General features: G+C 72.4%; 25 protein-coding genes and 1 riboswitch. Of the genes, 7 read left to right on the top strand and 18 right to left on the bottom strand.

Features of this window, described 5'->3' with window-relative positions:
- Window positions 1-58: 58 nt before the first annotated feature.
- On the bottom strand, window positions 59-349 hold the full coding sequence (locus V9U70_RS29770; protein ID WP_336680280.1) for a PTS sugar transporter subunit IIB: 291 nt from the start codon (window positions 347-349) through the stop codon (window positions 59-61).
- Between the two features lie 163 nt (window positions 350-512).
- Here V9U70_RS29770 and V9U70_RS29765 point away from each other — a divergent pair, with 163 nt between their 5' ends.
- Window positions 513-1,772, top strand: coding sequence for a PTS transporter subunit EIIC (locus V9U70_RS29765; protein WP_336680279.1), 1,260 nt, complete (start codon window positions 513-515; stop codon window positions 1,770-1,772).
- Window positions 1,773-2,091: 319 nt separating this feature from the next.
- On the top strand, window positions 2,092-3,357 hold the full coding sequence (locus tag V9U70_RS29760) for a PTS transporter subunit EIIC (RefSeq protein ID WP_336680278.1): 1,266 nt from the start codon (window positions 2,092-2,094) through the stop codon (window positions 3,355-3,357).
- 106 nt (window positions 3,358-3,463) lie between these two features.
- On the opposite strand, the gene V9U70_RS29755 is transcribed toward V9U70_RS29760, so the two are convergent.
- Both V9U70_RS29755 and V9U70_RS29750 read right to left on the bottom strand, forming a co-directional pair.
- On the bottom strand, window positions 3,464-3,961 hold the full coding sequence (locus V9U70_RS29755) for a GNAT family N-acetyltransferase (RefSeq protein ID WP_336680277.1): 498 nt from the start codon (window positions 3,959-3,961) through the stop codon (window positions 3,464-3,466).
- Between the two features lie 83 nt (window positions 3,962-4,044).
- Window positions 4,045-4,797: an MBL fold metallo-hydrolase gene (locus V9U70_RS29750; protein WP_336680276.1), complete on the bottom strand. Its 753-nt coding sequence runs from the start codon at window positions 4,795-4,797 to the stop codon at window positions 4,045-4,047.
- Window positions 4,798-5,028: 231 nt separating this feature from the next.
- Here V9U70_RS29750 and V9U70_RS29745 point away from each other — a divergent pair, with 231 nt between their 5' ends.
- Window positions 5,029-5,550 carry a type II toxin-antitoxin system PemK/MazF family toxin gene (locus V9U70_RS29745; protein WP_336680275.1) on the top strand — a complete coding sequence of 174 codons (522 nt, stop codon included), beginning with the start codon at window positions 5,029-5,031 and terminating at the stop codon, window positions 5,548-5,550.
- 166 nt (window positions 5,551-5,716) lie between these two features.
- Here the strand turns inward: V9U70_RS29745 and V9U70_RS29740 are convergent, their stop codons facing one another.
- From V9U70_RS29740 to clpS, 9 genes are all read right to left on the bottom strand, one after another.
- Window positions 5,717-6,667 (bottom strand): PLP-dependent cysteine synthase family protein, encoded by a 951-nt coding sequence (locus V9U70_RS29740; protein WP_336680274.1) that lies wholly within the window; start codon window positions 6,665-6,667, stop codon window positions 5,717-5,719.
- Complete coding sequence (locus V9U70_RS29735; RefSeq protein WP_336680273.1) at window positions 6,667-6,945, bottom strand: MoaD/ThiS family protein; 279 nt, start codon at window positions 6,943-6,945, stop codon at window positions 6,667-6,669. Before V9U70_RS29735 ends, V9U70_RS29740 begins: the two co-directional genes overlap by 1 nt.
- Before the next feature lie 98 nt (window positions 6,946-7,043).
- Window positions 7,044-7,172, bottom strand: a complete 129-nt coding sequence (locus V9U70_RS29730) for a putative leader peptide (RefSeq protein ID WP_336680272.1) — start codon at window positions 7,170-7,172, stop codon at window positions 7,044-7,046.
- A 69-nt stretch (window positions 7,173-7,241) separates the two neighbouring features.
- On the bottom strand, window positions 7,242-8,039 hold the full coding sequence (locus tag V9U70_RS29725; RefSeq protein WP_336680271.1) for an ABC transporter ATP-binding protein: 798 nt from the start codon (window positions 8,037-8,039) through the stop codon (window positions 7,242-7,244).
- Window positions 8,040-8,067: 28 nt separating this feature from the next.
- Complete coding sequence (locus V9U70_RS29720) at window positions 8,068-9,108, bottom strand: FecCD family ABC transporter permease (RefSeq protein WP_336680270.1); 1,041 nt, start codon at window positions 9,106-9,108, stop codon at window positions 8,068-8,070.
- Entirely contained in the window at window positions 9,105-10,112 is a 1,008-nt protein-coding gene (locus tag V9U70_RS29715; RefSeq protein ID WP_336680269.1) for an ABC transporter substrate-binding protein, read from the bottom strand. The genes V9U70_RS29720 and V9U70_RS29715 overlap by 4 nt, the downstream gene beginning before the upstream one ends.
- Window positions 10,113-10,150: 38 nt before the next feature.
- A riboswitch (cobalamin riboswitch) is annotated at window positions 10,151-10,325 on the bottom strand.
- Between the two features lie 13 nt (window positions 10,326-10,338).
- On the bottom strand, window positions 10,339-10,761 hold the full coding sequence (locus tag V9U70_RS29710; RefSeq protein ID WP_336680268.1) for a M67 family metallopeptidase: 423 nt from the start codon (window positions 10,759-10,761) through the stop codon (window positions 10,339-10,341).
- A 101-nt stretch (window positions 10,762-10,862) separates the two neighbouring features.
- Window positions 10,863-11,474 carry a DUF2017 domain-containing protein gene (locus V9U70_RS29705; protein ID WP_336680267.1) on the bottom strand — a complete coding sequence of 204 codons (612 nt, stop codon included), beginning with the start codon at window positions 11,472-11,474 and terminating at the stop codon, window positions 10,863-10,865.
- 154 nt (window positions 11,475-11,628) lie between these two features.
- The gene (gene clpS / locus V9U70_RS29700; protein ID WP_336680266.1) at window positions 11,629-11,946 is read right to left on the bottom strand and encodes an ATP-dependent Clp protease adapter ClpS; all 318 of its coding nucleotides are present in this window, start codon (window positions 11,944-11,946) and stop codon (window positions 11,629-11,631) included.
- Between the two features lie 79 nt (window positions 11,947-12,025).
- Between clpS and V9U70_RS29695 the strand changes: the two genes are divergently transcribed.
- Both V9U70_RS29695 and V9U70_RS29690 read left to right on the top strand, forming a co-directional pair.
- A complete protein-coding gene (locus V9U70_RS29695) occupies window positions 12,026-13,354 on the top strand; it encodes a nicotinate phosphoribosyltransferase (RefSeq protein WP_336680265.1) in 1,329 nt (442 codons plus the stop codon).
- A gap of 174 nt (window positions 13,355-13,528) precedes the next feature.
- A complete protein-coding gene (locus tag V9U70_RS29690) occupies window positions 13,529-14,119 on the top strand; it encodes an isochorismatase family protein (RefSeq protein ID WP_336680264.1) in 591 nt (196 codons plus the stop codon).
- 28 nt (window positions 14,120-14,147) lie between these two features.
- Here V9U70_RS29690 and V9U70_RS29685 read toward each other — a convergent pair whose 3' ends face one another.
- The 4 genes from V9U70_RS29685 to V9U70_RS29670 all read right to left on the bottom strand — a co-directional run bounded on the left by V9U70_RS29685 (window position 14,148) and on the right by V9U70_RS29670 (window position 20,290).
- Window positions 14,148-14,507, bottom strand: coding sequence for a hypothetical protein (locus tag V9U70_RS29685; protein WP_336680263.1), 360 nt, complete (start codon window positions 14,505-14,507; stop codon window positions 14,148-14,150).
- 124 nt (window positions 14,508-14,631) lie between these two features.
- The gene (locus V9U70_RS29680) at window positions 14,632-17,034 is read right to left on the bottom strand and encodes an immune inhibitor A domain-containing protein (protein ID WP_336680262.1); all 2,403 of its coding nucleotides are present in this window, start codon (window positions 17,032-17,034) and stop codon (window positions 14,632-14,634) included.
- Window positions 17,035-17,713: 679 nt separating this feature from the next.
- Window positions 17,714-18,361: an RDD family protein gene (locus V9U70_RS29675; protein ID WP_336680261.1), complete on the bottom strand. Its 648-nt coding sequence runs from the start codon at window positions 18,359-18,361 to the stop codon at window positions 17,714-17,716.
- Between the two features lie 126 nt (window positions 18,362-18,487).
- Window positions 18,488-20,290 carry an RDD family protein gene (locus V9U70_RS29670; protein WP_336680260.1) on the bottom strand — a complete coding sequence of 601 codons (1,803 nt, stop codon included), beginning with the start codon at window positions 20,288-20,290 and terminating at the stop codon, window positions 18,488-18,490.
- A gap of 248 nt (window positions 20,291-20,538) precedes the next feature.
- On the opposite strand from V9U70_RS29670, the gene V9U70_RS29665 reads away from it, so the two are divergent.
- Window positions 20,539-21,021, top strand: coding sequence for an SsgA family sporulation/cell division regulator (locus tag V9U70_RS29665; protein WP_336680259.1), 483 nt, complete (start codon window positions 20,539-20,541; stop codon window positions 21,019-21,021).
- Window positions 21,022-21,052: 31 nt separating this feature from the next.
- Here V9U70_RS29665 and V9U70_RS29660 read toward each other — a convergent pair whose 3' ends face one another.
- Window positions 21,053-22,420: an FAD-binding oxidoreductase gene (locus V9U70_RS29660; RefSeq protein WP_336680258.1), complete on the bottom strand. Its 1,368-nt coding sequence runs from the start codon at window positions 22,418-22,420 to the stop codon at window positions 21,053-21,055.
- Window positions 22,421-22,517: 97 nt separating this feature from the next.
- Between V9U70_RS29660 and V9U70_RS29655 the strand changes: the two genes are divergently transcribed.
- Window positions 22,518-24,005, top strand: a complete 1,488-nt coding sequence (locus tag V9U70_RS29655) for a tetratricopeptide repeat protein (RefSeq protein ID WP_336680257.1) — start codon at window positions 22,518-22,520, stop codon at window positions 24,003-24,005.
- Window positions 24,006-24,115: 110 nt separating this feature from the next.
- Here V9U70_RS29655 and hppD read toward each other — a convergent pair whose 3' ends face one another.
- Window positions 24,116-25,261: a 4-hydroxyphenylpyruvate dioxygenase gene (hppD, locus tag V9U70_RS29650; RefSeq protein ID WP_336680256.1), complete on the bottom strand. Its 1,146-nt coding sequence runs from the start codon at window positions 25,259-25,261 to the stop codon at window positions 24,116-24,118.
- Window positions 25,262-25,266 lie beyond the last annotated feature (5 nt).

Raw genomic sequence — 25,266 nt, 5'->3', positions numbered from 1 at the left:
GGGCCTGCGGGGTGCGGGGCCGGGGTGCGGCGGGTCCGCGGGGTCCGGGGTCAGCCGGTCACATCATGTCTTCGATGTCGGCGGCGATGGGGTCGGCGTCGGTGCCGATGACGACCTGGATCGCGGTGCCCATCTTGACGACGCCGTGGGCGCCGGCTGCCTTGAGGGCCGCCTCGTCGACCTTGTCGGCGTCGTGGACCTCGGTACGGAGGCGGGTGATGCAGCCTTCGATCTCGTCGATGTTGTCGATTCCGCCGAGCCCGGCGACGATCTTCTCAGCCTTGGTGGCCATGTCCTTCTCCCTGGTTTCGTGCGCAGACGGCCGCCCGCTGCGGGTCCGTTTCGTCACGGTAACGCACGGTTGGCCCAACTTCGCGGGCGGGTAACCGGACGATCCCGAAAGATGACGGTCACCGGTGCTCTGCCTGCGGGCCGGGCCCCGGACTGTGACGCAACTGGTCTACACCAGTTTGCGACGACCGCCAAACGTGAAGTGTTCCGGGAGGACGCCCATGAGTTCGAGCGCCGCTGCGGCCCCGCAGCAAAAATGGTGGAACGGACCGGTCCAGGGCCTGCAGAAGGTCGGGCGGAGCCTCCAGCTCCCGGTGGCCGTCCTCCCGGCGGCGGGCCTGCTCGTCAGCCTCGGCAACCTGTTCAACTCCTACCTCGACGGCGCCTTCTGGGACAAGACCTCCACGGTGCTCCTCAACGGCGGCACCGCGATTCTCGACGGCGAGGTCGGCCTGCCGCTGCTGTTCTGCATCGGCGTGGCCATCGGCTTCGCGAAGAAGGCGGACGGCTCCACCGCGCTGGCGGCCGTGGTGGGCTTCCTGGTCTACCGCGGCGTCCTCGCGGCGTTCCCCATGGACGGCACCGTGACGGACGAGCTGCCCGCCGGTGAGCCGCAGAACCCGGGGGTCCTCGGCGGCATCCTCATCGGGTTGCTGACAGCCGTCGTCTGGCAGCGCTACCACCGCACCAAGCTGGTGGACTGGCTCGGGTTCTTCAACGGGCGGCGCCTGGTGCCGATCCTGATGGCGTTCCTCTGCGTGATCCTGGGCACGCTCTTCGGGCTGCTCTGGCAGCCGGTGGGCGACGGGCTGACGTGGTTCTCCCGGCAGCTGATCGGCCTCGGCTCCTGGGGCGCGGCGATCTTCGGCTTCGCGAACCGGCTGCTCATCCCGATCGGCATGCACCAGTTCCTGAACACCTTCTTCTGGTTCCAGGCGGGTGAGTTCACCGGAGCGGACGGCGCGACGGTACAGGGCGACATCTCCCGGTTCTTCGCGGAGGACCCGACGGCCGGCCAGTTCACCTCGGGCTTCTTCCCGATCATGATGTTCGGCCTTCCCGCCGCCGCCCTGGCCATCACGCACACCGCGCGGCCGGAGCGCCGGAAGGAGGTGGCGGGGCTGATGGTGTCGGTGGCGCTGACGTCGTTCGTGACGGGGGTGACCGAGCCGATCGAGTTCTCGTTCATGTTCGTCGCGCCCCTGCTGTACGGCGTGCACGCGGTGCTCACCGGGGCCTCGATGGGCATCACCTGGCTGCTGGGGGTGCATGCGGGGTTCAGCTTCTCGGCCGGGTTGATCGACTACGTCGTCAACTGGCATCTGGATACGAAGCCGTGGCTGATCCTGCCGATCGGCGCGTGCTTCGCGGTGATCTACTACGTGGTCTTCCGCTTCGCGATCACCAAGTTCGACCTCAAGACCCCCGGGCGGGAGCCGGAGGAGATCGAGAGGGAGATCGAGAAGGACCTCACCAAGTAGCATCTGATACCGCCCCGGGCCTCCGGAATCAACCAGGAGCGTCGGACGGCGGCTCTGATTCGCAGGACGCCGGGGCTTCGGCCCTGATCGTGCAAGGCCCTCGGACCGCCCGGTCCGGGGGTCTTCGCCATGTCACCCAACGTGCCGGATCTGCTACTGCGAATCAGGGGGGAATTGCAGGTTCCTTATCTAACCCTCACCGTGCTAAAACTGGTCTACACCACTGAGTGGTCCAGACCACGGCACTCTGCCGCCGTCTGGTGAGTCGCCGCCTCCCCCATCGATGACCCGGGCGGCACCGTGTCCCTGGAGGAAGTTGATGACCACGGCTGAGACCGCACCCGCGGCCGAGAAGAAGAAGGGCGCCGGCGTGATGGCCGTCATGCAGCGCATCGGCCGCAGCCTCATGCTGCCGGTCGCCGTGCTGCCGGCCGCCGCGCTCCTGGTCCGCCTCGGCAACGGCGACATGCTGGGCCGCGAATCGTTCCCGACGTTCATCACCAAGCTCGCCGGTTACATGGCCGCGGGCGGCGGCGCGATCCTCGACAACATGGCGCTGCTGTTCGCCGTCGGCATCGCGATCGGCTTCGCGAAGAAGTCGGACGGCTCCACCGCCCTGGCCGCCGTCACCGGTTACCTCGTCTTCCAGAAGGTGCTCGCCACCTTCACGGACGGCAACCTGCCGCAGGTCGCGAGCGTCGTCGACGGCAAGATCGTGATGAGCGACGCTCCCGTCAACGCCGGTGTCCTCGGCGGTGTCGTGATGGGCATCGTCGTCGCCCTGATCTACCAGAAGTTCTACCGGACGAAGCTGCCCGACTGGGCCGGCTTCTTCAGCGGCCGCCGCCTGGTCCCGATCCTGTCCGCCTTCGCGGGTCTGGTCATCGGCATCGTCTTCGGTCTGATCTGGCCGGTCCTCGGCACCGGCCTGCACAACTTCGGCGAGTGGCTGGTCGGCTCGGGCGCGGTCGGCGCGGGCATCTTCGGTGTCGCCAACCGTGCGCTGATCCCGGTCGGCATGCACCACCTGCTGAACTCCTTCCCGTGGTTCCAGGCCGGCGAGTACAACGGCGCCCACGGCGACATCGCCCGCTTCCTGGCCGGTGACCCCGAGGCCGGGCAGTTCATGACCGGCTTCTTCCCGATCATGATGTTCGCCCTCCCGGCGGCCTGCCTCGCGATCGTCCACTGTGCCCGCCCGGAGCGCCGCAAGGTCGTCGGCGGCATGATGTTCTCCCTCGCGCTGACCTCGTTCGTCACCGGTGTCACCGAGCCGATCGAGTTCACGTTCATGTTCATCGCCCCGGTGCTGTACGCGATCCACGCGGTGCTGACCGGTGTGTCGATGGCCCTGACCTGGGCGCTCGGCATGAAGGACGGCTTCGGCTTCTCGGCCGGTCTGGTCGACTTCCTGCTGAACCTGGGCATCGCGTCGAAGCCCTGGATGCTGGTCCTGGTCGGCCTCTGCTTCGCGGTGGTCTACTACGTGGTCTTCCGCTTCGCGATCACCAAGTTCAACCTCCCGACCCCGGGCCGGGAGTCGGACGAGGAGCTGGCCGAGCTGCAGAAGGCCGAGGCGAAGTAGCCTCTACCGCGCCGGGCCCGTACACCGGTCGCGAAGCCCCCGCCCTCCGACAGTCCGTGTCGGGGGGCGGGGGCTTCGCCGTGGGCGCACGGCGGCGACCAGGGGCTCAGGGGGCGGGCGCCGGGCGGGCGGGGCCCGGGAGGGGCAGCCGGTAGACCTGCCGGGAGCCGCCCTCCGGCCCCGGGCCTGCGGGCTCGCCGGGCCGGAAGCCGAGCCTCTCGTAGAAGACGCGGGCCCCGCTGTCCACGGCCCCCGGGTGGTCGGGGCCGAAGGTGACCACGTCGACTGCGCCGGGCCCGGTGACGTACCGGCGCAGGGCGTCCGCCATGAGCAGCCGGCCCACGCCCCGGCCCCGGCAGTGCTCGGCGGTGACGAGCCAGTGCACGTGGTACGCGGGCGGGGCGGCGCCGAACAGGAGGCCGCCCACGACTCCGGGCGCGGCGGTGGACTCGGCGACCAGGGCCGCCGCGTCGCGGATGTGGGCTTCCACCGCGCGGTGGAAGCCCGGCTCCCCGACCATCGGGCCGAACCAGTGCTCCACCTGGGACGCCAGGGCCAGGAAGCCGTCGAGGTCGGTGTCCCGGGCGAGTCTGATCGTGATCATCCGGGCAGTTTTCCAGAGTGGGGCGGGTCCCGCTCCGCGTTCCGGGGGGGGCGGGCGCCGGGAGCCGGGAGCTGGGGCCGGTGTCAGAGCTCGTACACCGCGCCCGGGGCGGCCAGTTCCACCGGGCCCCGGTAGACGGCGCGGGCGTCGGCGGCGTTGCGGTCGGCGTCGGTCCACGGCGGGATGTGGGTGAGGACGAGCCGGCGCGCTCCGGCGCGGGCCGCGGCCTCGCCGGCCTCGCGGCCGTTGAGGTGCAGGTCGGGGATGTCCTCCTTGCCGTCGACGAACGACGCCTCGCACAGGAAGAGGTCCACGTCCCGGGCCAGGTCCTCCAGCGCGTCGCAGGGGCCGGTGTCGCCGGAGTAGGCGAGGCTGGCGCCGCCGTGCTCGATCCGGATGCCGAAGGTGTCCACGGGGTGGCAGAGCTTCTCCGTGCGGACCGAGAAGGGGCCGATCCCGAAGGAGCCCGACGTGAGTGTGTGGAAGTCGAAGACCTCGCTCATCGCCCGGTCCGAGGGGGTGTCGCCGTGGGCGGCGGTCAGCCGCTGCTCGGTGCCCTCGGGGCCGTGGACCGGCAGGGGGACCGGGCGGGCGCCGTCGTGGCGGTAGTAGCGCACGACGAAGTACGCGCACATGTCGATGCAGTGGTCGGAGTGCAGATGGCTGAGGAAGATCGCGTCGAGGTCGTAGAGACCGACGTGGCGCTGCAGCTCGCCGAGGGCTCCGTTGCCCATGTCGAGGAGCAGCCGGAAGCCGTCGGCCTCTACGAGGTAGCTCGAACATGCCGAACCCGTGGACGGGAACGAGCCGGAGCAGCCGACGACGGTGAGCTTCATGGAGCGTGAACCTCCGAGACATGGGAACGGGGAGGACTCGTGCGGTTCCTGCGGGGGCGGTACTGCGGAAGCGGTTCTGCGGTCCGTCGAGCGTAAGGCGCGAAACTCCGCGTCGCTCCTTTGCTGCCTGCCGTTGTGGGGGAACTCACCTGCTCTGTCACCGGTTCGATGGAAGCGGGACCGGCGGCCCGTCCCGGGCGGGCCCTCCCGGGACGCCGGTACGGTCGGAGGATGAACACGTTCTGGTGGGTGGCGCTGGTCGCCGTGGTTCTGCTCGCGCTCGTCGCCGCGGTGGTGGACGGCCGGGGCCGGTCGGATCGGGGCCCCCGCTCGCGGCGGCCCCGGCAGCCCGCGGCGCGGACCCGGCCGCCGGGGAGGCCCTCTGGTCCCGCGGGGCCGTCGCGTCCGGTCGAGCGCGGTGACGGGCGGACGCCGCGGGCCGGTGAGGTGTGGTGGGCCGACGTGCCGTTCGAGGACGGTCCGGGGTCGAAGGACCGGCCGTGCCTGGTGCTGTCGGTACGGGGGCGGGGCCGGGGGCGCACTGCTCTGGTCGCCAAGATCACCAGCAGGCGTCACGAGGACCGGCCGGGGGTGATCGCGCTGCCGGCGGGGACCGTGGGCGATCAGCGGGACCGGCCGAGCTTCCTGGAGACGGACGAGCTGCGGGAGGTGCCGCTCAGCGGGTTCCGGCGGCGGGCGGGCGCTGTGGACCCGGAGGTGTGGGAGCGGGTGCGGGGGCTGGGGGCCGGGTGACCTCGCCGGGCGGCGGGGCGGGGCTTCGGAGCCGGGGCTCGTGTGCCTGGCGGAGCCGGGATTCGTGCGCCTTTCGGGGCCGGGCTCCGGGCCGGCCCGTCCCCATGACGCGCGGGAGGGGCCGGAAAGGCTCCGGCCCCTCATGGTGTGCGGGTGTCCCGGGCGCTCAGGCCCAGAGCTGGCCCTGCAGCGTCTCGATCGCGGCTTCGGTCGTGGGAGCCGTGTAGACGCCCGTGGACAGGTACTTCCAGCCCCCGTCCGCGACGACGAAGACGATGTCGGCGCTCTCGCCCGCCTTGACCGCCTTGGCACCCACGCCGATCGCCGCGTGGAGGGCGGCGCCGGTGGAGACGCCCGCGAAGATGCCCTCCTGCTGGAGGAGTTCGCGGGTGCGGGTGACCGCGTCGGCGGAGCCGACGGAGAAGCGGGTGGTGAGGACGGAGGCGTCGTACAGCTCGGGGACGAAGCCCTCGTCCAGGTTGCGCAGGCCGTAGACGAGGTCGTCGTAGCGCGGTTCGGCGGCGACGATCCGGATGTCAGGCCGGTTCTCGCGCAGGTAGCGGCCGACGCCCATGAGGGTGCCGGTGGTGCCGAGGCCCGCGACGAAGTGGGTGATGGACGGGAGGTCGGTGAGGATCTCCGGTCCGGTGGTGGTGTAGTGGGCGCCCGCGTTGTCGGGGTTGCCGTACTGGTAGAGCATCACCCAGTCGGGGTGTTCGGCGCTGAGTTCCTTCGCGACGCGGACGGCGGTGTTGGAGCCGCCCGCCGCCGGGGAGGAGATGATCTCGGCCCCCCACATGGCGAGCAGGTCGCGCCGTTCCTGGGAGGTGTTCTCCGGCATCACGCACACGATGCGGTAGCCCTTGAGCTTGGCCGCCATGGCGAGCGAGATGCCGGTGTTGCCGCTGGTGGGCTCCAGGATGGTGCAGCCGGGGGTCAGACGGCCGTCCTTCTCGGCCTGTTCGACCATGTGGAGGGCCGGGCGGTCCTTGATCGAGCCGGTGGGATTGCGGTCCTCCAGCTTGGCCCATATGCGGACGTCCGCGGAGGGGGACAGCCGCGGCAGGCGGACGAGGGGGGTGTTGCCCACGGCCGCCAGCGGGGAGTCGTACCGCATCAGCGCATGCCGCCGGCGACGGCGGGGAGGATCGTGACGCTGTCGCCGTCGCTGAGCCGGGTGCTGATGCCGTCGAGGAAGCGGACGTCCTCGTCGTTGAGGTAGACGTTCACGAAGCGGCGGAGCTGTTCGCCGTCGACGATGCGCTCACGGATGCCGGTGTGGCGGCTCTCCAGGTCGGTGAAGAGGTCGGCGAGGGTGTCCCCGTTGCCCTCCACGGCCTTCGCGCCGTCGGTGTAGGTGCGGAGGATGGTCGGGATGCGGACCTCGATGGCCATGGCGTGGGCTCCTGTCGAAAGCGGGGAGGTGGCGTGGGGCGCGCGTTTGTGCCCCCGCGCGGGGGGTGGTGCGGGCGGGCGGGCGCGCGGACCGCGGCTCAGGCCGTGCGGTTCACGGGCAGGCTTCGGGCGGGACAGATCGCGCTCGCGAGCCTGCACAGGTCGACGTGCAGCCGCGCGACGAGCAGCGCGCCCGGCGTCTTGTTGCTCACGTCAGGGGGAACCATGCGGGCATCGTATCGATTCCCGGCCCGGAAACCCGAGTGTGATCTCACATCGCGGATATCGAGCGACCACTATGCGGACGCGCGAGGCTGGGCGCGGTCCTGCGGGAGGTAGACGACGGTGGGGGCGCCGGTCTTCGGGTGGGTGCTGACCTCCGCGGCGACGCCGTACACGTCCCCCAGCAGCTCGGCGGTGAGGACGTCCGCGGGGGCGCCGTCGGCGACGACCCGGCCGCCCTGGAGGACGTAGAGGCGGTCGCAGTAGTAGGCGGCGAGGTTCAGGTCGTGCAGGGCCAGCAGGTTGGTGGTGCCCAGCTCGCGTACGAGGGCCAGGATCTCCAACTGGTAGCGGATGTCCAGGTGGTTGGTCGGCTCGTCCAAGACCACCAGGGACGGCTGCTGGACCAGGGCGCGGGCGACCAGGGCGCGCTGCCGCTCGCCCCCGGAGAGCGAGGCGAACGTGCGGGGCGCGAGGGCGGCGATGCCGACCCGGTCCAGGGCGTCGGCGACCAGGGCGGCGTCGGCCGCGCTGTCGGCCTCCCAGAACCGCTTGTGCGGGGCGCGGCCCATCGCGACGACCTGGCCGACGGTCAGCTCGAAGCCGGCGTGGCCGTCCTGCGGGACGGTGGCGATGCGGCGGGCGCGGGCCTTCACCGGGAGGGCGGCGAGGTCGTCGCCGTCCAGGAGGACCCGGCCGTGGGTGGGGCGCAGGGCGCCGTAGACGCAGCGCAGGAGGGTGGTCTTGCCGCTGCCGTTGGGTCCGACGAGGCCGACGGTCTCCCCGTCGGCGGCGCTGAGGTCGACGGCGTCGACGAGGTGGCGCCCCTCGCCGGTCCCGTACGCGAGGTTCTCGGTGCGCAGCGTGGTCACGGGCGGGCTCCCCGGGGGGTCGCGAGGGTCATGCGGGGGCTCCTTCGGAGCGGCGGCGGAGCATCCAGAGGAAGAACGGGCCGCCGGTCAGCGCGGTGAGGACGCCGACCGGGATGTCCTGCGGGGCGGCGATCGTCCGGGCGGCCAGGTCGGCGAGGACCAGGAAGACCGCGCCGCCGAGGGCGACGACCGGGAGCAGCGCCCGGTGCGACGCGCCGACGGCCATCCGCGCCATGTGCGGGACCATCAGGCCGATGAAGCCGATGGCTCCGCTGTAGGCGACCAGCACGCCGGTCATGAGGGAGGCGAGGACGAAGACGGCGGCCCGGAAGCGGGCGGTGTCCAGGCCGAGGACGGTCGCGCCCTCCTCCCCGACCAGGAGCAGGTCGAGCGGCCGGGCCAGGGTCAGGAGCACGGCCGTGCCGAGGACCAGGGTGGCGGCGGGGAGCGCGAGCATGTCCCAGCGGGCCGCGCCGAGGCCGCCGAGGGTCCAGTAGAGGACTTCCTGGAGGTGGTCGGCGCGGGCGGAGGTGACCAGGATCAGGCTGGTCAGGGCGGAGAGCACGTAGGAGACGGCGACCCCGGCGAGGACGAGGCGGTTGGTGGTGAGGCCGCTGCCGCCGCGCGCCAGAGTGTAGACGAGCAGCAGCGAGAGCAGGGCGCCGGCGAAGGCGGCGGCGGGGATGGTGACGGTGGTGGCGAGGCTCGCGCCGATGCCGAGGACGATGACCAGCACCGCGCCGGTGGAGGCCCCGGAGGAGACGCCGAGGAGGAACGGGTCGGCGAGCTGGTTGCGTACGAGGGCCTGGAGGACGGCGCCGACGACGGCGAGCCCGGCGCCGACGACGATGCCGAGCAGGACCCGGGGCAGCCGGACGTCCAGGACGATCGTACGGAACGGGCTCGCCTGCGCCCGCCCGGTCAGGATGTCGAGGACCTGGCCGGGTGGGATGCGGACGGAGCCGAGGGCGAGGGCGGCGGTCACCGCGGCGGCGAGGAGCGCGGCGAGGACGCCGAGGACCAGGGCGCAGCGGAGCAGCCGCCGCGGTGCGGGGGTGCGGCAGGTCACGACGCGGTGGCCGCCGGGTCCGTCCGCGGGTGGAGTTGGGCCGCGAGCCGGCCGACGGCGGCGGGGACGCGGACGCCGAGGACGGCGTCGGAGAGCGGCATGACGGCGAAGCGCTTGTTCTTGACGGCGGGGACGTCGGCGAGGGCCGGGTCGGTGAGGAGGCGCTTCTTCTTCTGCTCGACGGTCGTGGAGCCGTAGTCGTAGATCAGGATCGCCTCGGGCCTGCGGGCGACCACGTTCTCCCAGGAGGCGTCGCCGAACGGCTTGTCGAGGTCGGCGAAGACGTTGGCGCCGCCGGCCCGCTCGATCAGCTCGTTGCCGATGCCCTCGCCGCCCGCGGTGAACGCGGTCTTGTCGCCGCTGTCGTAGACGAAGACGGAGACGGGGTCGAGGCCTCCCAGCTTCTTCGCGGTGGCGGCGTTGTCGGCCCGGGCCCGCTTGATCCAGTCCTCGGCGCGGTCGGGGACGCCGAAGGTCCGGCCGACCTCGCGGATCTCCTGGTAGAGGGTGTCCATGGGGGCGTCGCCCTCGGTGCAGCTCTCGGCGTTGAGCCGGGTCTCGATGCCGGACTTCTTGAGGGCCTCGCGGCTGCGGCCGTCGCCCGCGGCGAACGCGCTGGCGTAGCCGCCGTAGACGAAGTCGGGTGCGGACGCGAGGACTTGCTCGTACGAGGGGTACTTCTCTGCGATGACGGGGACGGACGCGTAGTCCTCGGCGTACCGGGGGAGGACCTGGTCGTCGAGGTAGGCGGTGCCGACGAGGGACTTCGCCAGGCCCAGTTCCAGCATGATCTCGGTGACGTGCTGGTTCATGGTGACGACGCGCTTCGGCGGGGCCTGGTAGGTGGTGGTGACACCGCAGTTGGTGACGGTGTACGGGAAGCCGTCGCTCTTGGTCGCGGCCTTGCCCTCGGCGGCAACGTCGCCCTTCGGGGCGGAGCAGGCGGTGAGGGCGAGCGGGAGCAGCACGGCGGCGGCGGTGAGCGCGGGGGTGCGCCGGAACATGGCGGGGCCTCTCCGGGGGATTTCCGCGTCCCCTGGTCGATGCGAGAAGGCGGCGGGCCAGTTCCTGACTCCCGGGCCCCTCCGCCGCGGCGCGCGCTGGGAGGGGGCCCGGTCACAGTGGCGGGACCGTGCCGGATTCGCACCGGCTTCCTGGTTCCCGCCGCCTTGGTGGGTGTGGGTGCAGTGTGCCAGACCCGCCCGGCGTCCCCGAGAGGCGGCCGGGTGCTCAGTACGCCTCGACGACCTGTACGTCTTCCTCGGTGATCTCGCCGTCCACGATGCGGTACGAGCGGAACTGGAAGGGGCCCGATCCGTCGGTGTCGGCGGTGGAGACCAGGACGTAGTGGGCGCCGGGCTCGTTGGCGTAGGTGACGTCGGTGCGGGAGGGGTAGGCCTCGGTCGCCGTGTGCGAGTGGTAGATGACCACGGGCTCCTCGTCGCGGTCGTCCATCGCGCGGTAGAGCTTGAGGAGGTCGGCCGAGTCGAACTCGTAGAAGGTGGGCGAGCGGGCGGCGTTGAGCATCGGGACGAAGCGCTCGGGGCGTCCCGTTCCGGCCGGGCCCGCGATCACTCCGCACGCTTCGTCGGGGTGGTCGGCGCGGGAGTGGGCGACGATCTGGTCGTAGAGCGCCTGGGTGATGGTCAGCATGGCGCCAGGATATGCAGGCGGCCCTGCGCGTACCGAGGGATGGTACGCGCAGGACCGCATGGTGGACACGATGGCGATACGGGCGGCGGGTCGGTCACGGTTTACGGCATGAGCGTCTCGACGAGGCTTTCCTGCAACGCGCCGAGCCAGAGGTAGGCCATCACCATGGGCTTGCGCGGGTCGCTGTCGGGGAGCCGGTAGAGCGAGCCCTCCTCCGCCTCGTCCTCGTCGGAGACCTCCAGCCGGGTCCCGATGGTGAGGCGCAGGTCGTTGAGGGCGCCGAGCCAGCTGCGGCACGCTTCGCCGCTGAGGGTGAGCACGGCTCCGCCGTCGCCCACGGGCGTGAGCGCGTCCAGGGTGCGGACGACGGCAAGGGCGTCCTCGCGTTTGCGCGAGCGCAGGTCCTGTTCGGTGAAGCGGCGGAACTCGGCGGACAGCTCCCGCAGCTCCTCCTGCGGCCTGCCCGCTTCGGGGGGCCCGCCGGGCCCCCCGTAGGCGTCGGGGAAGAGGCGGGCGAGCGCGGGGTCGGAGGGCGGTTCGCTGGGCCCTTCCGCGAAGAGCGCCGCGAGCGGGTCGTCACCGTCGGCGGGCGTCTCGCCCGGACCGATCAGTTCGAGCAGCTGCACGGCGAGGGAGCGCAGGATGGAGATCTCGACCTCGTCGAGCGCGACGGCCGCGCCGCCGCCTGGGGTGGCCTCGAATTGGCCGGCCATGGATTCTCCGATGGTGGGTCGAACGGGGCAGGGGGCGGTGGGGCGGGGCGCGAGGAGCGCGAGGCCGCCGGGGGCATCGCCGGTCGCGGCCGCGGGCCGGCGCCCCTCCCGGCGGGTCTCGCCCCGCGGCGGGCGAACGGCGCCGCTCGCGGCACTAGTCGCGGTCCTGGGTGAGGGTGGCCCACAACCCGTAGCCGTGCATCGCCTGGACGTCGCGCTCCATCTCCTCACGGCTTCCGCTGGAGACGACGGCGCGGCCCTTCTGGTGCACGTCCAGCATGAGCTTGTGCGCCTTGTCCTTCGAATAGCCGAAGTAGGCCTGGAAGACATAGGTCACATAGCTCATGAGATTGACCGGGTCATTGTGGACGAGCGTCACCCACGGGACGTCCGGCTCGGGGACCGCGAAGGCCTCCTCGGCGGAATCAGGACGTTCGATCTCTAGGGGGGTAGCAACGCTCACCTGTCCCATGCTGCCACTCGGGCGGGTCCGGCGCACAAACAGACCCCACATCTCGTCACTTTGACGAATAGGGGGTAGCATCCCTGCCATGAACTCAGCGGACCTCGGGCGACGGGTCGGCGTTCCGTCGACCGCGCTCTTCACCGACCAGTACGAGCTGACCATGGTGCAGGCGGCCCTGCGGGCCGGCACCGCCGGCCGGCACTCGGTCTTCGAGGCGTTCACCCGCCGGCTCCCCGAGGGGCGGCGCTACGGCGTCGTCGCGGGCACCGGGCGGGTGCTGGACGCGGTGGAGAACTTCCACTTCGACGACGAGATGATCGGCTTCCTCCGCCAGCAGGGCGTCGTCGACGAACCGACCCTCGCCTGGTTGGCGGACTACCGTTTCAGCGGCGACATCTGGGGCTACCCGGAGGGCGAGGTCTACTTCCCTGGCTCGCCCGTCCTGCGGGTCGAGGGCTCCTTCGCCGAGTGCGTGCTGCTGGAGACGGTGATCCTGTCCATCCTGAACCACGACTCCGCCATCGCGGCCGCCGCCTCGCGGATGTCGGCCGCGGCCGGGGGCCGCAGGCTGATCGAGATGGGCGCCCGCCGCACCCACGAGCTCTCCGCGGTCGCCTCGGCCCGCGCCGCCTACGTCGGCGGCTTCGACGCGACCTCCGACCTGGCGGCGGGCTTCCGCTACGCGATCCCGACCGTCGGCACGAGCGCGCACTCCTTCACCCTGCTCCACGACAGCGAGCGCGACGCGTTCCGGGCCCAGGTGGACTCGCTGGGCAGTGGCACCACGCTGCTGGTCGACACCTACGACGTGGACGAGGCGGTCCGGGCCGCGGTGGAGATCGCCGGGCCGGAGCTGGGCGCTGTGCGGATCGACTCCGGGGACCTGCTGCTGGTCGCGCACCGGGTCCGGCAGCAACTGGACGAGCTGGGGGCCACCGGCACGAAGATCGTGGTGACCTCGGACCTCGACGAGTACGCGATCGCCTCACTGGCGGCCGCACCGGTGGACGCGTACGGGGTCGGCACCCAGCTGGTCACCGGGAGCGGGCACCCCACCTGCTCGATGGTCTACAAGCTGGTCGCCCGCGCCTGCTCGGCCGACCCCGGGGAGCCGTTGCGGCCGGTGGCGAAGAAGTCGCTCGGCGCGAAGTCGTCGCCCGGCGGACGCAAGTGGGCGGCGCGCCGCCGGGACGAGCACGGGGTGGCCGAGGCCGAGGTCGTCGGCACCGGGCCGGTGCCCGAGGAGCTGGCGGGCCGGGAGCTGCTGGTGGAGCTGGTGCGGGGTGGCGAGGTGGTCGCCCGCGAACCGCTGGAGACGGTCCGGGAGCGGCACGTGGCCGCGCGCGCGGGGCTTCCGATGTCGGCGATCCAGCTGTCGCGGGGCGAGCCGGTGATCCCCACCGAGTACGCGTGAGGGCGCCCGTGGGCCCCGCCGGGCGGGGCCCACGGGCCGTCTCTCGGGCTCTTCCCGCCCGTGCGGGGGCGGGGGCGGGCTTGATTGTGACGTTCCAGTGCCTAGGCTCGAACCCCGGGCATCCGCCCTCACCCCCGCACTTCCCGCCCTCTCCCCCACCGAAGGACACCCGCCATGCACCGCGCATTGATCGTCGTCGACGTTCAGAACGACTTCTGCGAGGGCGGCAGCCTCGCGGTGGCGGGCGGTGCCGACGTCGCCGCCGCCATCACCGATCTGATCGGCGACGCCCAGCCCGGCTACCGCCATGTGGTGGCCACCCGCGACCACCACGTCGACCCGGGCGACCACTTCTCGCCCGCCCCGGACTTCGAGCACTCCTGGCCGGCGCACTGCGTCGCCGGCACGGAGGGCGTCGGTTTCCACCCGAACTTCGCCCCCGCCGTCGCCTCCGGCGCGATCGACGGAGTGTTCGACAAGGGGGCGCACGCCGCCGCGTACAGCGGGTTCGAGGGCTCCGACGAGAACGGGACCGGCCTCGCCCAGTGGCTGCGCGACCGCTCCGTGACCGAGGTCGACGTGGTCGGCATCGCGACCGACCACTGCGTCCGGGCCACCGCCCTGGACGCCGCCCGCGAGGGCTTCGTCACGCACGTGCTGCTCGATCTGACCGCGGGCGTCTCCGCCGCGACCACGCGGCGGGCTCTGGAGGAGCTGCGCGCCGCCGGTGTGCGGCTCACCGGCACGCCGGTCGTCGCGGCCTGAGCGCGCCTGGCCCCGCCCCTGTCTTCGGCTACGCGGCGGGGCGGGCTGGCCCCGCGTGTCCCGCGGGGCCCAGCAGGGCCCTGATCGGGTGCCACAGCTCCTGGCCCAGGTGCGGGGCCGCCCGCCACAGCAGGCCGTCCGGATGGTGCAGCACCGCCGTGACCTCGTCGGGGGTCGGCGGCCGGTCGTTGCCGCGCAGATAGACCGCTCGCAGACCCAGGTTGCGCAACCGGGTCAGGGCGCGGGCCCGGTTCGCCGCGTGCACCAGCACCCGCACCGGGGCTCCGGGCGCGGCGTCGTGGGGGCCCGCGGTTCCGTGGGGGCGGGTCAAGGTGAGGGCCACCACCACCGTGCCGTTCGGCAACCTGCAGAAACCTCCGCCTGCCATGCTCCGCGCTCCCCCGTGAGACTTCGCGTCAATAAGGATATGAACAAGACGCACCTAAACACGATCGGCCGCCGCCCGCTAGAGGGCGACGGCCGATCATGCTCTGACCTGGGATGCTGCGAGATCAGCGACCCGAGGGGCTGACCAGCACGGTCATCGTGGAGCCGTTGCGCGGCTCGTGGACGATGGAGATGCGGGTGTTGGTGTCAGAGACCTTGACACTGCCCGTGGGGTTCTCCTTGTACCAGTAGGTGCCCCGGCGGTCGTCGAAGACCGGGTTGCCCAGTGCGGGCTTGATCCTCAGCGGGACGTCCGCGTTGTGGAGCGTGAAGCCCTTGTTCGGGTACCAGCTGAACGGGGCGTCGAACGGCTGGATCTTGTTGCGCAGGAGCGAGCCGTCCTTCCACTTCATCGGCTTGGCGTGCGCGTCGACCGGCAGGATCAGTCCCTGGCCCGGGTGGGCGGAGGTGTTGTTGTCCTTCTGGGAGGTGTCCCAGAGCCAGACCAGCAGGCCGTTCTGGTAGGCGTAGTGCTCGACCCAGTCGGGGCGGGTGCCGGAGAAGCCGAAGTTGTACGGGCCGATCTCCAGGGTCTTGTCGTACGAGACGTACTGGCGGTTCTCCGCGATGTAGTACTGCGGGTAGTCCTGGGTGAACGACTCGCCGGTGCGGGAGAAGCCCTTCGCGGTCCAGCCGTGGTCATCGCCCTCGGCGTTGTCCGAGAAGAGCGTGGCGCCGTCGGCCGTGATGGTGATCTCGTCGGCCGCGAAGCCCTTGCCGCCCGCGCCGCCGTCCGTCTGGTAGCGGAAGCGGAGGTCGACCTTCTTGCCCGCGTAGGCGTCCAGGGAGTACGAGAGCTTCTTGTACGCGCCCGAGACGTCGGTGAGCGCCGGCTTGTCGCTGGCGTCCCGCGGGATGGCCTTGCCGTCGGCGGTGCCGTCCAGCGCGGTCCAGTCGGCGCCGCCGTTCTCCGAGACCTCGGTGTAGAGGTAGTCGTAGTCGGCCTCGATGTCGTACCAGCCGGAGAGGTCCAGCGAGGCGGCGGACGTGCCGGTCAGGTCGACCGAGCGGGTCAGCGTGTTCGACAGGTCGTCGCCCATGTCGCTCCACCACTGCTTCGAGCCCTCGGCGGGCTTGACCACGGTGGTGGTGACGGCCTTCTCCGGCAGCTCGACGATGAGCGCCTGCGGGTTCTTGGTGTTGTACGCCGAGACGCCCAGCTTGTGCAGCGAGGTCTTGCCCGCCTGGGCCGTCTCGTAGTCGAGCCAGCCCAGCTGGAGCTTGTCCCACGAGGTCATGTCGCCGGGCAGGTCGCCGATCTCGCCCTGGCCGGTGCCGAGCCAGGAGCCCGCCGACATCAGGGACCAGAAACCGACCGAGTTCTCGCCGCCGCCGGAGGTGTCGTACAGGTCCGGCAGACCGAGGTCGTGGGCGTACTCGTGGGCGAAGACGCCCAGTCCGCCGTTCTCGGGCTGGACGGTGTAGTCGCCGACCCAGATGCCCGTGTCGCCGATCTGGGCGCCACCGGCCTTGTTGTCCGCGGGGCCGGTCGAGCCGGCGTTGGTGCCGTAGGCGTACCAGCGGTGCGCCCAGATGGCGTTGGCGCCCTCGGCGCCGCCGCCGGCCGACTCGTCCTCGCCCGCGTGGACGAGCTGGAAGTGGTCGATGTAGCCGTCGGGCTCGTTGAAGTCGCCGTCGCCGTCGAAGTCGTAACGGTCCCACTCGTCGTACTCGGCCAGGTTCGCCTTGATCTGGGCGTCGGTGCGGCCCTGGGCCTTCTGGTCGGCGACCCAGGCGTTCACGCCGTCGCGCACCGCGTCCCAGACGTTGGCGCAGTTGCTCTGGCCGCAGTAGTTGGAGCCGTAACGCGCCTCGTTGTACGGAACCTTGACCCAGTCGGAGACCTCGCCCTCGACCGAGTAGCGGCCCGAGGAGGTCTTCTCGTAGTAGGTCTTGAGCGAGTTGACGCCCTTGCCCTCGCCGAAGTAGAGCTCCTGGAAGTGCGCCCGGTCGTAGTCGGCCTTCCAGGCGGTGCTGTTGTCCTTCTTCGGGTCCGGCTTCGCGATCTGGTTGTGGGCCGGGCCCGGCTCGCCGCCGTACTTCTTGACCGGCGGCTTGGGGCCGTCGCCGTCCGGGTCGACCATCGTGGTGTCGTCGACCTGGTCGCCGAACTCCAGCAGGATGGTGAAGATCTTGTCGGTCTTCTCCCGGCCCAGCTCCACGTACTTCTTGCTGTCGAGCTTGACGACCTTGGAGCCGCCCCGGTTCGACACCTTCTTCTCGCCGGACAGCACCTGCTCCAGCGCGGCCTCGCGCTGGGCGCTCTGCTGCTCGCTGAAGGGGCCCTCCAGGTTGTGCTCCTGGTGCCCCTTGGCCGGCGCCGGGTCCCGGCGGTCGACGGCCGCGGTGTCGGATGCCGACGACGTGTCATGCGCCTGGGCGGTGGCGAAGGTCGACGCCGTGGCGGTGGTCGCAGCCATGGCCACGACAACGGCGGCGGCGCGAAGAGCCCGTCTCTGATTGGTCACTTGATGCAGTCCTCCCCGGGCGTTCCGCGCTGCGGCCAGGAGGCATGGAGGGGGCCGCGGGCGTGAACGCGTCACAAGTGACGACATTTGATCGGAGTTATGAGAGAAAAGACAGTCCTTGACTTGAACAGACCAAGTGCACTATGCAGGACCGCATTTCCGGTATGCGGACACCGGGCCATCGCGACCGCGGAGGACGACTGCTGAACAGCGCGTCCGCCTCTCCGGCTGACAGGGGCCATGACTCCGTGCGCCCCGGTGCGCCGGCACCGGGGGCGAGGTCACGCCCGCCGTGCGGGGCGGGCCTCCACCGTCGCAGGGTCGTTCGACTCCCGCGGCCCGTCGGGTGCCCGGCCGCCCGGCGTCCCGGGGACGGAGGAACGCCATGCCGCGTCCGACCGCCGTACGGTTCGGCCACCGCCGCCGTCACGGCCCTTGCCGCTCCTGCGCCGCCAGGACCCTGCCGCACTCGGTCCCGGCCCGCCTGGCGGCCGTGGCCTCGCCATTCGTCCGCCACCGCGCGCCGGACCGAGCCGCGCACCGCACACGAGGGGGCCCTGAAGAGAACCGGAGCGCGGGAGCGGGCCCGGGCGCCCCGCCCTCAGCGGCTCCGTGAGGGCGGGGCGGAGGCGCAAAGGCCAGGCGTCGAGCGGCCCGCTGCGGCGCCGCCGGACACCCCCTAACGGACGGCGACCACGACCGTCTTGCCCGCCTTGTCCTGGAGCGCCTGCCGGTAGGGCTTGTCGGTGAACATCAGCACGATGTTGATCAACCACCACAGACACGGGCAGCAGAGCAGCGCCGGGGCCCACAGCACGACGGCGCGCGTCAGCGCGGCGCCGGTGTCGGGCACCCGGCCGTCGTTGAGCATCGCCACGCGCAGCTTCAGCAAGCGCTTGCCCAGGGTGCGGCCGTCCTTGTGGGTGAAGTACGTGTCGTACGCGACGTAGATCACCAGGCCGATGAGCGACCACACGAACTGCTGCCCGGTGTAGGAGTTGCTGACCGCGTCGCCGAACCCGTCGTCGCCGTTCCCGTTGACGTCGACCGCGCCGCCCCACGGCAGCGAGATCAGATACAGCGGGATCGAGATGACGAGGAAGTCGATGAGCCGGGCCAGAATGCGCTTGCCGGGCTCGGCGAGCGGAGGCATTCCGGCCAGCGGGTCTGCCGCACCGAAGCCGCCGCCGTACGGATCGCCGGGCGGCGGGGGCGGCGCGCTGCCGTACGGCTGACCCGCGGACGGCGGCGGGGGCTCCTGCGGCTTCTTGAGGAACGGATCGTCGTCCTCGGGCGGCTGGCCGGGCGTCGGCTGGTCGTTGCTCATGAGTGCAGTGCACCCCGCCCCACCGGGCCCCGCAACGGCTCAGGTGCGTTCGGGGGACGCACGGCGACAGACGAGTCTATGCCGGACGCGCGCCACCCGCCCGGCAGCCCGATGCCCGCGCCCGGGTCAGCCGGCGACGAAGGTGCGGGCGGCCTTGTCGTGCCAGCACTGCCGCCAGGGGCGGTCGACGAGGCACCACAGCACGTTGACCGCGCCGACGAGGAGGACGCCCAGCACGCCGTAGACGAGCCAGCGGCGCAGGGCCGCCCCCAGCGAGGGCGTGTCGTGGGACTCGATGTCCCTCACGTCGAGCCCGAAGAGCTTCTTGCCCAGCGTCCGGCCCCACTTGGCGGTGGGCAGCGCCTCCAGGAGGAACCCCAGCAGGAGGAACGCGCCGAGCACGGCCCCCAGCAGCGCCCCGGTGGTGGAGTCCAGCAGCCAGACGGTGACGGTCTGGCCGCTCTGCTTCGCCGCCGTGACCTTCTTGTCGATGTGGTCCAGCGCTCGGAACGCGAGCGGGACGGCCACCGCCCCGACGGCCGCGCCGAGCACCAGGTTGTCGACCAGCCGGGCGGCGAACCGCTTGCCGAGCCCGGCGGGCCGGGCCGAGGCCTGGGAGCGGGCGAGCTGTTGGAAGGGGTCGTCGACCGGCGGCTTCCACGGCACGACCGGCCGGCCGGCCCCGGGCGCCTGCCGCTGGTGCTCGGCCTGGTTCTGCTGGGGCGCGGGCTGGGCGGGTCGGCGGACCTGCTGGGCCCATGAGGGCGAGCCGCCTCCGGGCCCGGACGTCTCGGGCGTACGGGGAGCCGCCGGGGGGACGGAGGTGCGGACAGGCGCCGGGGCGGGCTCCGGCACGGGGACGGGGGCAGGGGTCTGGGCGGGAGCCTGGACCGGGCCCTGAAGCTGCCCCTGGGGCGCGCCGGGCGGCTGCGGTGTCACAGAGGCCTGAGACGTCTGCGGTTCCTGAGGCGCCTGGAACGCCTGGGGCATCTGTGACGCGTGGGACGTGTGGGGCCCGTGGGGCGGGTGGAACGTCTGGGGTGTCTCCGGCATCTGTGGCGCATGGGGGGCCCGGGGCGCCTGCGCGGTGTGCGGCGTGGACGAGGAACCGAGGTCCGGTCGTACGGCCCCGGGGACCTGCGGCCGGCCGCCCGCACCGCGTGCCCGGATCGTCAGCGTGCCCTCGCCCGGCCCGCCCACCGCGTCCCGCGGACGGGACGGGCCGGCCTGTCCGCCGGGGCCCGCAGCGCGGATCGTGACCGTTCCCTCGGTGGGCGGGCGCTCCCCGGCGGCCGCGGGGGTCGGGGCGGACCCGTCCCGCGAGCCCGGCAGCGCTCCGGCGGGCGGTTGCGGTGCGGCGGCCTCGCGCGGGTCGACGGACGACGGAGCGGGACTCCCGCCCGGGGCCGCGCCCCGCGCGGCCGAAGCGGGCGGGCCGGACCGGGCGGGCGGGCCGGACCGCGCCTTCGCCTGCGAGGCCCGGCCGGAGACGGGGGCCGGCCCCGCCCCGGGGGTTCGGCCGGCCCGGGGCTCCGCGTCGGCCGGGTCCGGCGTCAGGCCGCCCCAGGAGACGCGACGGTCCCGTTCGCCGCCGAAGCCGACCTGGCGGGCGGTGTCCGCCTGCCACACGGACGACGGTTCCGCGCCGCCCGGTCCAGCCGGCGCCGTGGACGGCGTCCCGGAGGCGGCGGGCGAGGCCGGGGACGCCGCCGGCTCGTCGCCCTCCTCGTCGAAGAAGATCGGCCCGGTCTCCTCCACGGGCTCGGCCGGCCGCGGGCCGCCGGGGGCCGCCTGCCGCGGTGCGGGCCTGCTCGTGCCGGGGACCCAGGAGGCGCCGTTCCAGTACCGGACGTAGCCGGGGATGGAGGGGTCGGGGTAGAAGCCCTCGCGGGGGCTTGCGTCACCGGGTGCCGGAGTTGGCGCGCTCATCAGCGGGTCCCGTATCTCTTCGAGGCCTCAGGCCGTCCGGCGCGGGGCGGGCGGACGGCCTCGATACAAGGGTCCACATCTACCAGACAGCCGCGTGCCGCCGGGCCGGTCCGGCTGCACGGGACCACTTTCGAGACCGCTCGAAGTTTTTTTCCGAAGTCACGTCATAGAAGGCAGGTAAGGCGCTCTCTCCAGGCGCGGCCGGTCACGGGACCGGCCTCCGAGCAACGGAAGGTCGTGCATTTCCCATGATGAGCATCGTGGAACATGAGCTGGAGCTGAAGCTCGTGCTGTCACCCGAGCAGTCCATCCCCGTGCCCGCCCGGCTGACGTATCGCACCGACGACCCCTATGCCGTGCACGTCGCCTTCCACGTCGGCTCCGACTCGCCGGTGCACTGGACGTTCGCCCGGGAGCTGCTGGCAGAGGGCGTGTTCCGGCCGTGCGGGCACGGTGACGTACGGATCTGGCCGACGAGGTCGGAGCACCGCGGCGTCGTCTGCGTGGCCCTCAGTTCCCCCGACGGCGACGCCCTCCTGGAGGTCCCGTCGGCCGCCGTGGCCGCCTGGCTGGAGCGCACCCTGCGCGTGGTGCCGCCGGGTTCGGAGCACGAGTGGCTCGGCCTCGACGAGGCGCTGGAGGAGCTGCTGGCCCCGCTGCCGGCCGACGACCTGTGGCTGGGCGACCCGTGGGCCTCGGACGAGTCGCCGTTCCCGGACGGCGAGGCGTGACGGCGGGTGGCAGCGGCCCGGGGAGCGGACGTCAGAAGAGCTTGCCGGGGTTGAGGAGGCCGAGCGGGTCGAACACGGCCTTGATGCCGCGCTGCAACGCGATGCCGGTCTCCCCCAGCTCCCGGGCGAGCCACTCCTTCTTGAGGACGCCGACGCCGTGTTCGCCGGTGATGGTCCCGCCCAGTTCGAGGCCGAGCGCCATGATGGCGTCGAAGGAGGCGCGGGCCCGCCGGGACTCCTCGGGGTCGGCGTGGTCGAAGCAGACGACGGGGTGGGTGTTGCCGTCGCCCGCGTGGGCGCAGACGCCGATGGTGAGGCCGTGCTCCTCGGCGATGGCGGCCGTGCCCGCGAGCATCGCGCCCAGCTGGGAACGCGGTACGCAGACGTCGTCGATCATGGTGGCGGGCTTGAGGGCCTCCAGGGCGGTGAGCGACATCCGGCGGGCTTGGAGGAGGAGATCGGACTCGGCCGGATCATCGGCCGGGACCACTTCGGTGGCCCCGGCAGCGGTGCACAGCGCCCCGACGGCGGCGAGGTCGGCCGCCGGGTCCGGCGTGTCGAAGGCGCAGAGCAGCAGGGCTTCGGTGGACTCGGGCAGTCCCATGGAGCCCAGCGCGTTGACGGCGCGCACCGTCGTACGGTCCATCAGTTCGAGGAGTGACGGGGTGTGACCGCGCTCCATGATCCGGCACACAGCGTCACAGGCGGCGGAGGCGGAGGAGAACTCGGCGGCGAGGACGAGTTGCCGCGGCGGCTGCGGCCGGAGCGCCAGGACGGCCTTGACGACGATCCCGAGGCTGCCCTCGGAACCGACGAAGAGCCGGGTGAGGTCGTATCCGGCGACGCCCTTCGCGGTGCGGCGGCCGGTGGTCAGCAGCCGCCCGTCGGCGAGGACGACGTCCAGCCCCAGGACGTACTCGGCGGTGACCCCGTACTTCACGCAGCACAGACCGCCGGACGCGGTGCCGATGTTGCCGCCGATGGTGCAGGTCTCCCAGCTGGAGGGGTCCGGCGGGTAGTACAGGCCGTGCTCGTTCACCGCGCGGGACAGCACGGCGTTGACGACGCCCGGTTCGACGACGGCGATCCGGTCGACCGGGCTGATCTCCAGAATCCGGTCCATCCTCACCAGGGACAGCACGATGCAGCCGTCCGAGGCGTTGGCCGCGCCGGACAGGCCGGTACGGGCCCCCTGCGGGACCACCGGGACGCGTAGCGCGGCAGCGGTGCGCATGACGTGCTGGACCTGCTCGACCGTGCGCGGCAGGACGACGACGGCCGGGAGGCCCGCATCGCAGAAGCCGGCCATGTCGTGGGCGTAGGACACGGTGACGTCCGGGTCGGTGATCAGTGCCTCGGGAGGCAGTCCCGCGCGGAGCCGTTCGAGGAGATCGCTCATGATCCAAGCGTGACACCCGGGGCCAATGGTGTGAACCCGTCTGCGGCCGTGATCCCAAGGCGCGGTGTGCTCGTATGACTGGCGCACAGTGAGGGCCATGGATGTCATGCCGCAGCAGGATTCGGAGTCCCGACAGCCGCCCGAGCCGTCCCCCCGGCCCCCGGACGCGAAGCCCGCCGAGGGTGCGACCGCCGTGCCGCCGCCTCCCCTCGCTCTGCGGACGGCGCTGCGCCGGGCCGCGTTCGGCGCGGTGGCCGCGGGGGTGCTGCTGGCCGGTGCGCTGGTGGCCGTGGGGGGCGGGGGGCAAGACGCCCAGAAGGAGCCGGGTCCGGTCGAACGGGCCCGTGCGGCGGCGGCCGCGGGGTCTCCCGCCTCGCTCTCCGACCTCACCGCGCTCATCGGCGACCGGCAGAAGTGGGTGGAGTCCCATCCCGCGGACGCCCCGTCCCTGGCGACGCTCGGCACGGCGTACGTGGAGTGGGCGCGGCGCTCGGCGGACACGGCGTACTACGCCCGCGCCGAGGACGCCCTGAAGCGTTCACTGGCGGCCCTGCCCGGCGAGCGCGGCAACACGGAGGCCTGGGTGGGACTGGCGGCCCTGGCCAACGCACGGCACGACTTCCCCGCCGCGAAGCGGTGGGGGGAGACGGTGAGGAAGCGGCGGCCGGACGCCTGGGCCGTGTATCCGGTGCTCATCGACGCCTACACCGGCCTCGGCGACCGCGCGGCGGCGACCGCGGCGACGGAGAAGTTCGCCGAGCTGCGCAAGGGCGTTCCGGCGCTGGCCCGCACCGCCGAGCTGTACCGGGGCCAGGGCTGGCGCGAGGACGCGCTGGCCACCGCCCGGGAGGCGGCGGACCGGGCGAAGGCCCCCGCGGAGAAGGCCGAGGCACTGCACCGGCTGGGCGAGCTGGCCTGGGAGCGGGGGGAGCCGAAGGAGGCGGTCGCGCAGTACGACGCGGCGCTGCGCACGGACGCCGGACACCACGCCTCGCTGGCGGGCCGGGCCCGCGCGCTGGCGGCGCTGGGGCGCACCGACGAGGCGCTGGCCGCCTACCAGAGCACCGTAGCCAAGCTGCCGCGGCCGCGGTACGTCCTCGAACTGGGCGAGCTGTACGAGTCGCTGGGCCTGGACGGGGACGCCCGCACCCAGTACGCCAAGCTGCGCGAGCTGGTGGCCGCGGCGAAGGAGGCGGGGGTGGACGAGTCCCTGCTGCTGGCCCGCTACGAGGCCGATCACGGCGACCCGGAGGAGGCGGTGGAGCTGCTGCGGGAGCGGTGGCGGGCGCGGCACCGCAGTGCGGAGGCGGCGGACGCGCTGGGCTGGGCGCTGCACCGGGCGGGCCGGTCGCGGGAGGGGCTGGAGTACGTGGAGCGGGCCGTCGGCACGGGCGTGCGGAACGCCTCGTACGCGTACCACCTGGGCGTGATCGAACGGGAGCTGGAGGACTACGGCCCCGCCCGCCGCCATCTGGAGCAGGCCCTGCGCACCAACCCGGCCTTCTCGCCGCTCGACGCGCCGCTGGCGAAGGAGGCCCTGGACGCGCTCGGCGAGCCGCCGGCGGGCGGACCGGGGAGCGCGTAGCGGGTGCTCCCGGGGCCCGTGGGGCCGGTCGTACGGGGCGCGCGCCGCCGCGGCCCGGGGTGCTGCCCCGGGCCGCGGCGGCTTCGTGCGCGACGGCGCGCCGCGGGCGGTCAGAGGTTGCCGCGCTTCTCCTGCTCGCGCTCGATCGCCTCGAACAGCGCCTTGAAGTTGCCCTTGCCGAAGCCCATGGAGCCGTGTCGCTCGATCATCTCGAAGAAGACGGTCGGCCGGTCCTGGACCGGCTTGGTGAAGATCTGGAGCAGGTAGCCGTCCTCGTCGCGGTCGACGAGGATCTTCAGCTCGCGCAGGGTCTCCACCGGCACCCGGGTCTCGCCGGCCCACTCGCCGAGGGTGTCGTAGTAGGAGTCGGGGGTCTCCAGGAACTGGACACCGGCGGCCCGCATGGCACGCACCGTGGCGACGATGTCGTTGGTGGCGAGCGCGATGTGCTGGACGCCCGCGCCGCCGTAGAACTCCAGGTACTCGTCGATCTGCGACTTCTTCTTCGCGATCGCCGGCTCGTTGATCGGGAACTTGACCTTGAGCGTGCCGTCGGCGACGACCTTCGACATCAGCGCGGAGTACTCGGTGGCGATGTCGTCGCCCACGAACTCCTTCATGTTGGTGAAGCCCATGACCCGGTTGTAGAAGCCGACCCACTCGTCCATCCGGCCCAGCTCGACGTTGCCCACGCAGTGGTCGACGGCCTGGAAGGTCCGCTTGGCGGGCGGCTCGACCATCGGGGCGACGGCGGTGAAGCCGGGGAGGTAGGGGCCGTCGTAGCCGGAGCGCTCCACCAGCGTGTGCCGGGTCCTGCCGTACGTGGCGATGGCCGCGAGGACGACCGTGCCGTGCTCGTCCTTCACCTCGTGCGGCTCGGTGATGCCGCGCGCGCCGTGCTCGACGGCGTAGGCGTAGGCGGCGCGGGCGTCCGGCACCTCGATGGCGAGGTCGATCACGCCGTCACCGTGGGTGGCGACGTGGTCGGCGAGGAAGGCCCCCCACTCGGTGGACGGCTTGATCACCGAGGTGAGGACGAAGCGGGCGGAGCCGTTGGTCAGGACGTAACTCGCGGTCTCGCGGCTGCCGTTCTCCGGTCCGGAGTAGGCGACCAGTTTCATGCCGAAGGCGGTCGAGTAGTAGTGCGCGGCCTGCTTGGCGTTGCCCACGGCGAAGACGACCGCGTCCATTCCCTTGACCGGGAAGGGGTCTGCCTGCCGGGCGGTTTCGGGGCTGGTGTGCAGAGTCTCAGTCATGTTCG

The organism is Streptomyces pratensis (assembly GCF_037137275.1).
GTDB classification, from domain to species: domain Bacteria; phylum Actinomycetota; class Actinomycetes; order Streptomycetales; family Streptomycetaceae; genus Streptomyces; species Streptomyces pratensis_B.
The sequence above is the reverse complement of the archived record's forward strand: the minus strand, read 5'-3'. Positions and strand labels throughout refer to the sequence as shown.

Excerpts from the sequence above, each read along its gene's own strand:
- V9U70_RS29765 (WP_336680279.1), top strand. The coding sequence starts at position 513 with ATGAGTTCGAGCGCCGCTGCGGCCCCGCAGCAAAAATGGTGGAACGGA.
- V9U70_RS29760 (WP_336680278.1), top strand. The coding sequence starts at position 2,092 with ATGACCACGGCTGAGACCGCACCCGCGGCCGAGAAGAAGAAGGGCGCC.
- V9U70_RS29755 (WP_336680277.1), bottom strand. The coding sequence starts at position 3,961 with ATGATCACGATCAGACTCGCCCGGGACACCGACCTCGACGGCTTCCTG.
- V9U70_RS29750 (WP_336680276.1), bottom strand. The coding sequence starts at position 4,797 with ATGAAGCTCACCGTCGTCGGCTGCTCCGGCTCGTTCCCGTCCACGGGT.
- V9U70_RS29745 (WP_336680275.1), top strand. The coding sequence starts at position 5,029 with ATGAACACGTTCTGGTGGGTGGCGCTGGTCGCCGTGGTTCTGCTCGCG.
- V9U70_RS29740 (WP_336680274.1), bottom strand. The coding sequence starts at position 6,667 with ATGCGGTACGACTCCCCGCTGGCGGCCGTGGGCAACACCCCCCTCGTC.
- V9U70_RS29735 (WP_336680273.1), bottom strand. The coding sequence starts at position 6,945 with ATGGCCATCGAGGTCCGCATCCCGACCATCCTCCGCACCTACACCGAC.
- V9U70_RS29730 (WP_336680272.1), bottom strand. The coding sequence starts at position 7,172 with ATGGTTCCCCCTGACGTGAGCAACAAGACGCCGGGCGCGCTGCTCGTC.
- V9U70_RS29715 (WP_336680269.1), bottom strand. The coding sequence starts at position 10,112 with ATGTTCCGGCGCACCCCCGCGCTCACCGCCGCCGCCGTGCTGCTCCCG.
- V9U70_RS29710 (WP_336680268.1), bottom strand. The coding sequence starts at position 10,761 with ATGCTGACCATCACCCAGGCGCTCTACGACCAGATCGTCGCCCACTCC.
- V9U70_RS29705 (WP_336680267.1), bottom strand. The coding sequence starts at position 11,474 with ATGGCCGGCCAATTCGAGGCCACCCCAGGCGGCGGCGCGGCCGTCGCG.
- clpS (WP_336680266.1), bottom strand. The coding sequence starts at position 11,946 with ATGGGACAGGTGAGCGTTGCTACCCCCCTAGAGATCGAACGTCCTGAT.
- V9U70_RS29695 (WP_336680265.1), top strand. The coding sequence starts at position 12,026 with ATGAACTCAGCGGACCTCGGGCGACGGGTCGGCGTTCCGTCGACCGCG.
- V9U70_RS29690 (WP_336680264.1), top strand. The coding sequence starts at position 13,529 with ATGCACCGCGCATTGATCGTCGTCGACGTTCAGAACGACTTCTGCGAG.
- V9U70_RS29685 (WP_336680263.1), bottom strand. The coding sequence starts at position 14,507 with ATGGCAGGCGGAGGTTTCTGCAGGTTGCCGAACGGCACGGTGGTGGTG.
- V9U70_RS29675 (WP_336680261.1), bottom strand. The coding sequence starts at position 18,361 with ATGAGCAACGACCAGCCGACGCCCGGCCAGCCGCCCGAGGACGACGAT.
- V9U70_RS29670 (WP_336680260.1), bottom strand. The coding sequence starts at position 20,290 with ATGAGCGCGCCAACTCCGGCACCCGGTGACGCAAGCCCCCGCGAGGGC.
- V9U70_RS29665 (WP_336680259.1), top strand. The coding sequence starts at position 20,539 with ATGATGAGCATCGTGGAACATGAGCTGGAGCTGAAGCTCGTGCTGTCA.
- V9U70_RS29660 (WP_336680258.1), bottom strand. The coding sequence starts at position 22,420 with ATGAGCGATCTCCTCGAACGGCTCCGCGCGGGACTGCCTCCCGAGGCA.
- V9U70_RS29655 (WP_336680257.1), top strand. The coding sequence starts at position 22,518 with ATGGATGTCATGCCGCAGCAGGATTCGGAGTCCCGACAGCCGCCCGAG.
- hppD (WP_336680256.1), bottom strand. The coding sequence starts at position 25,261 with ATGACTGAGACTCTGCACACCAGCCCCGAAACCGCCCGGCAGGCAGAC.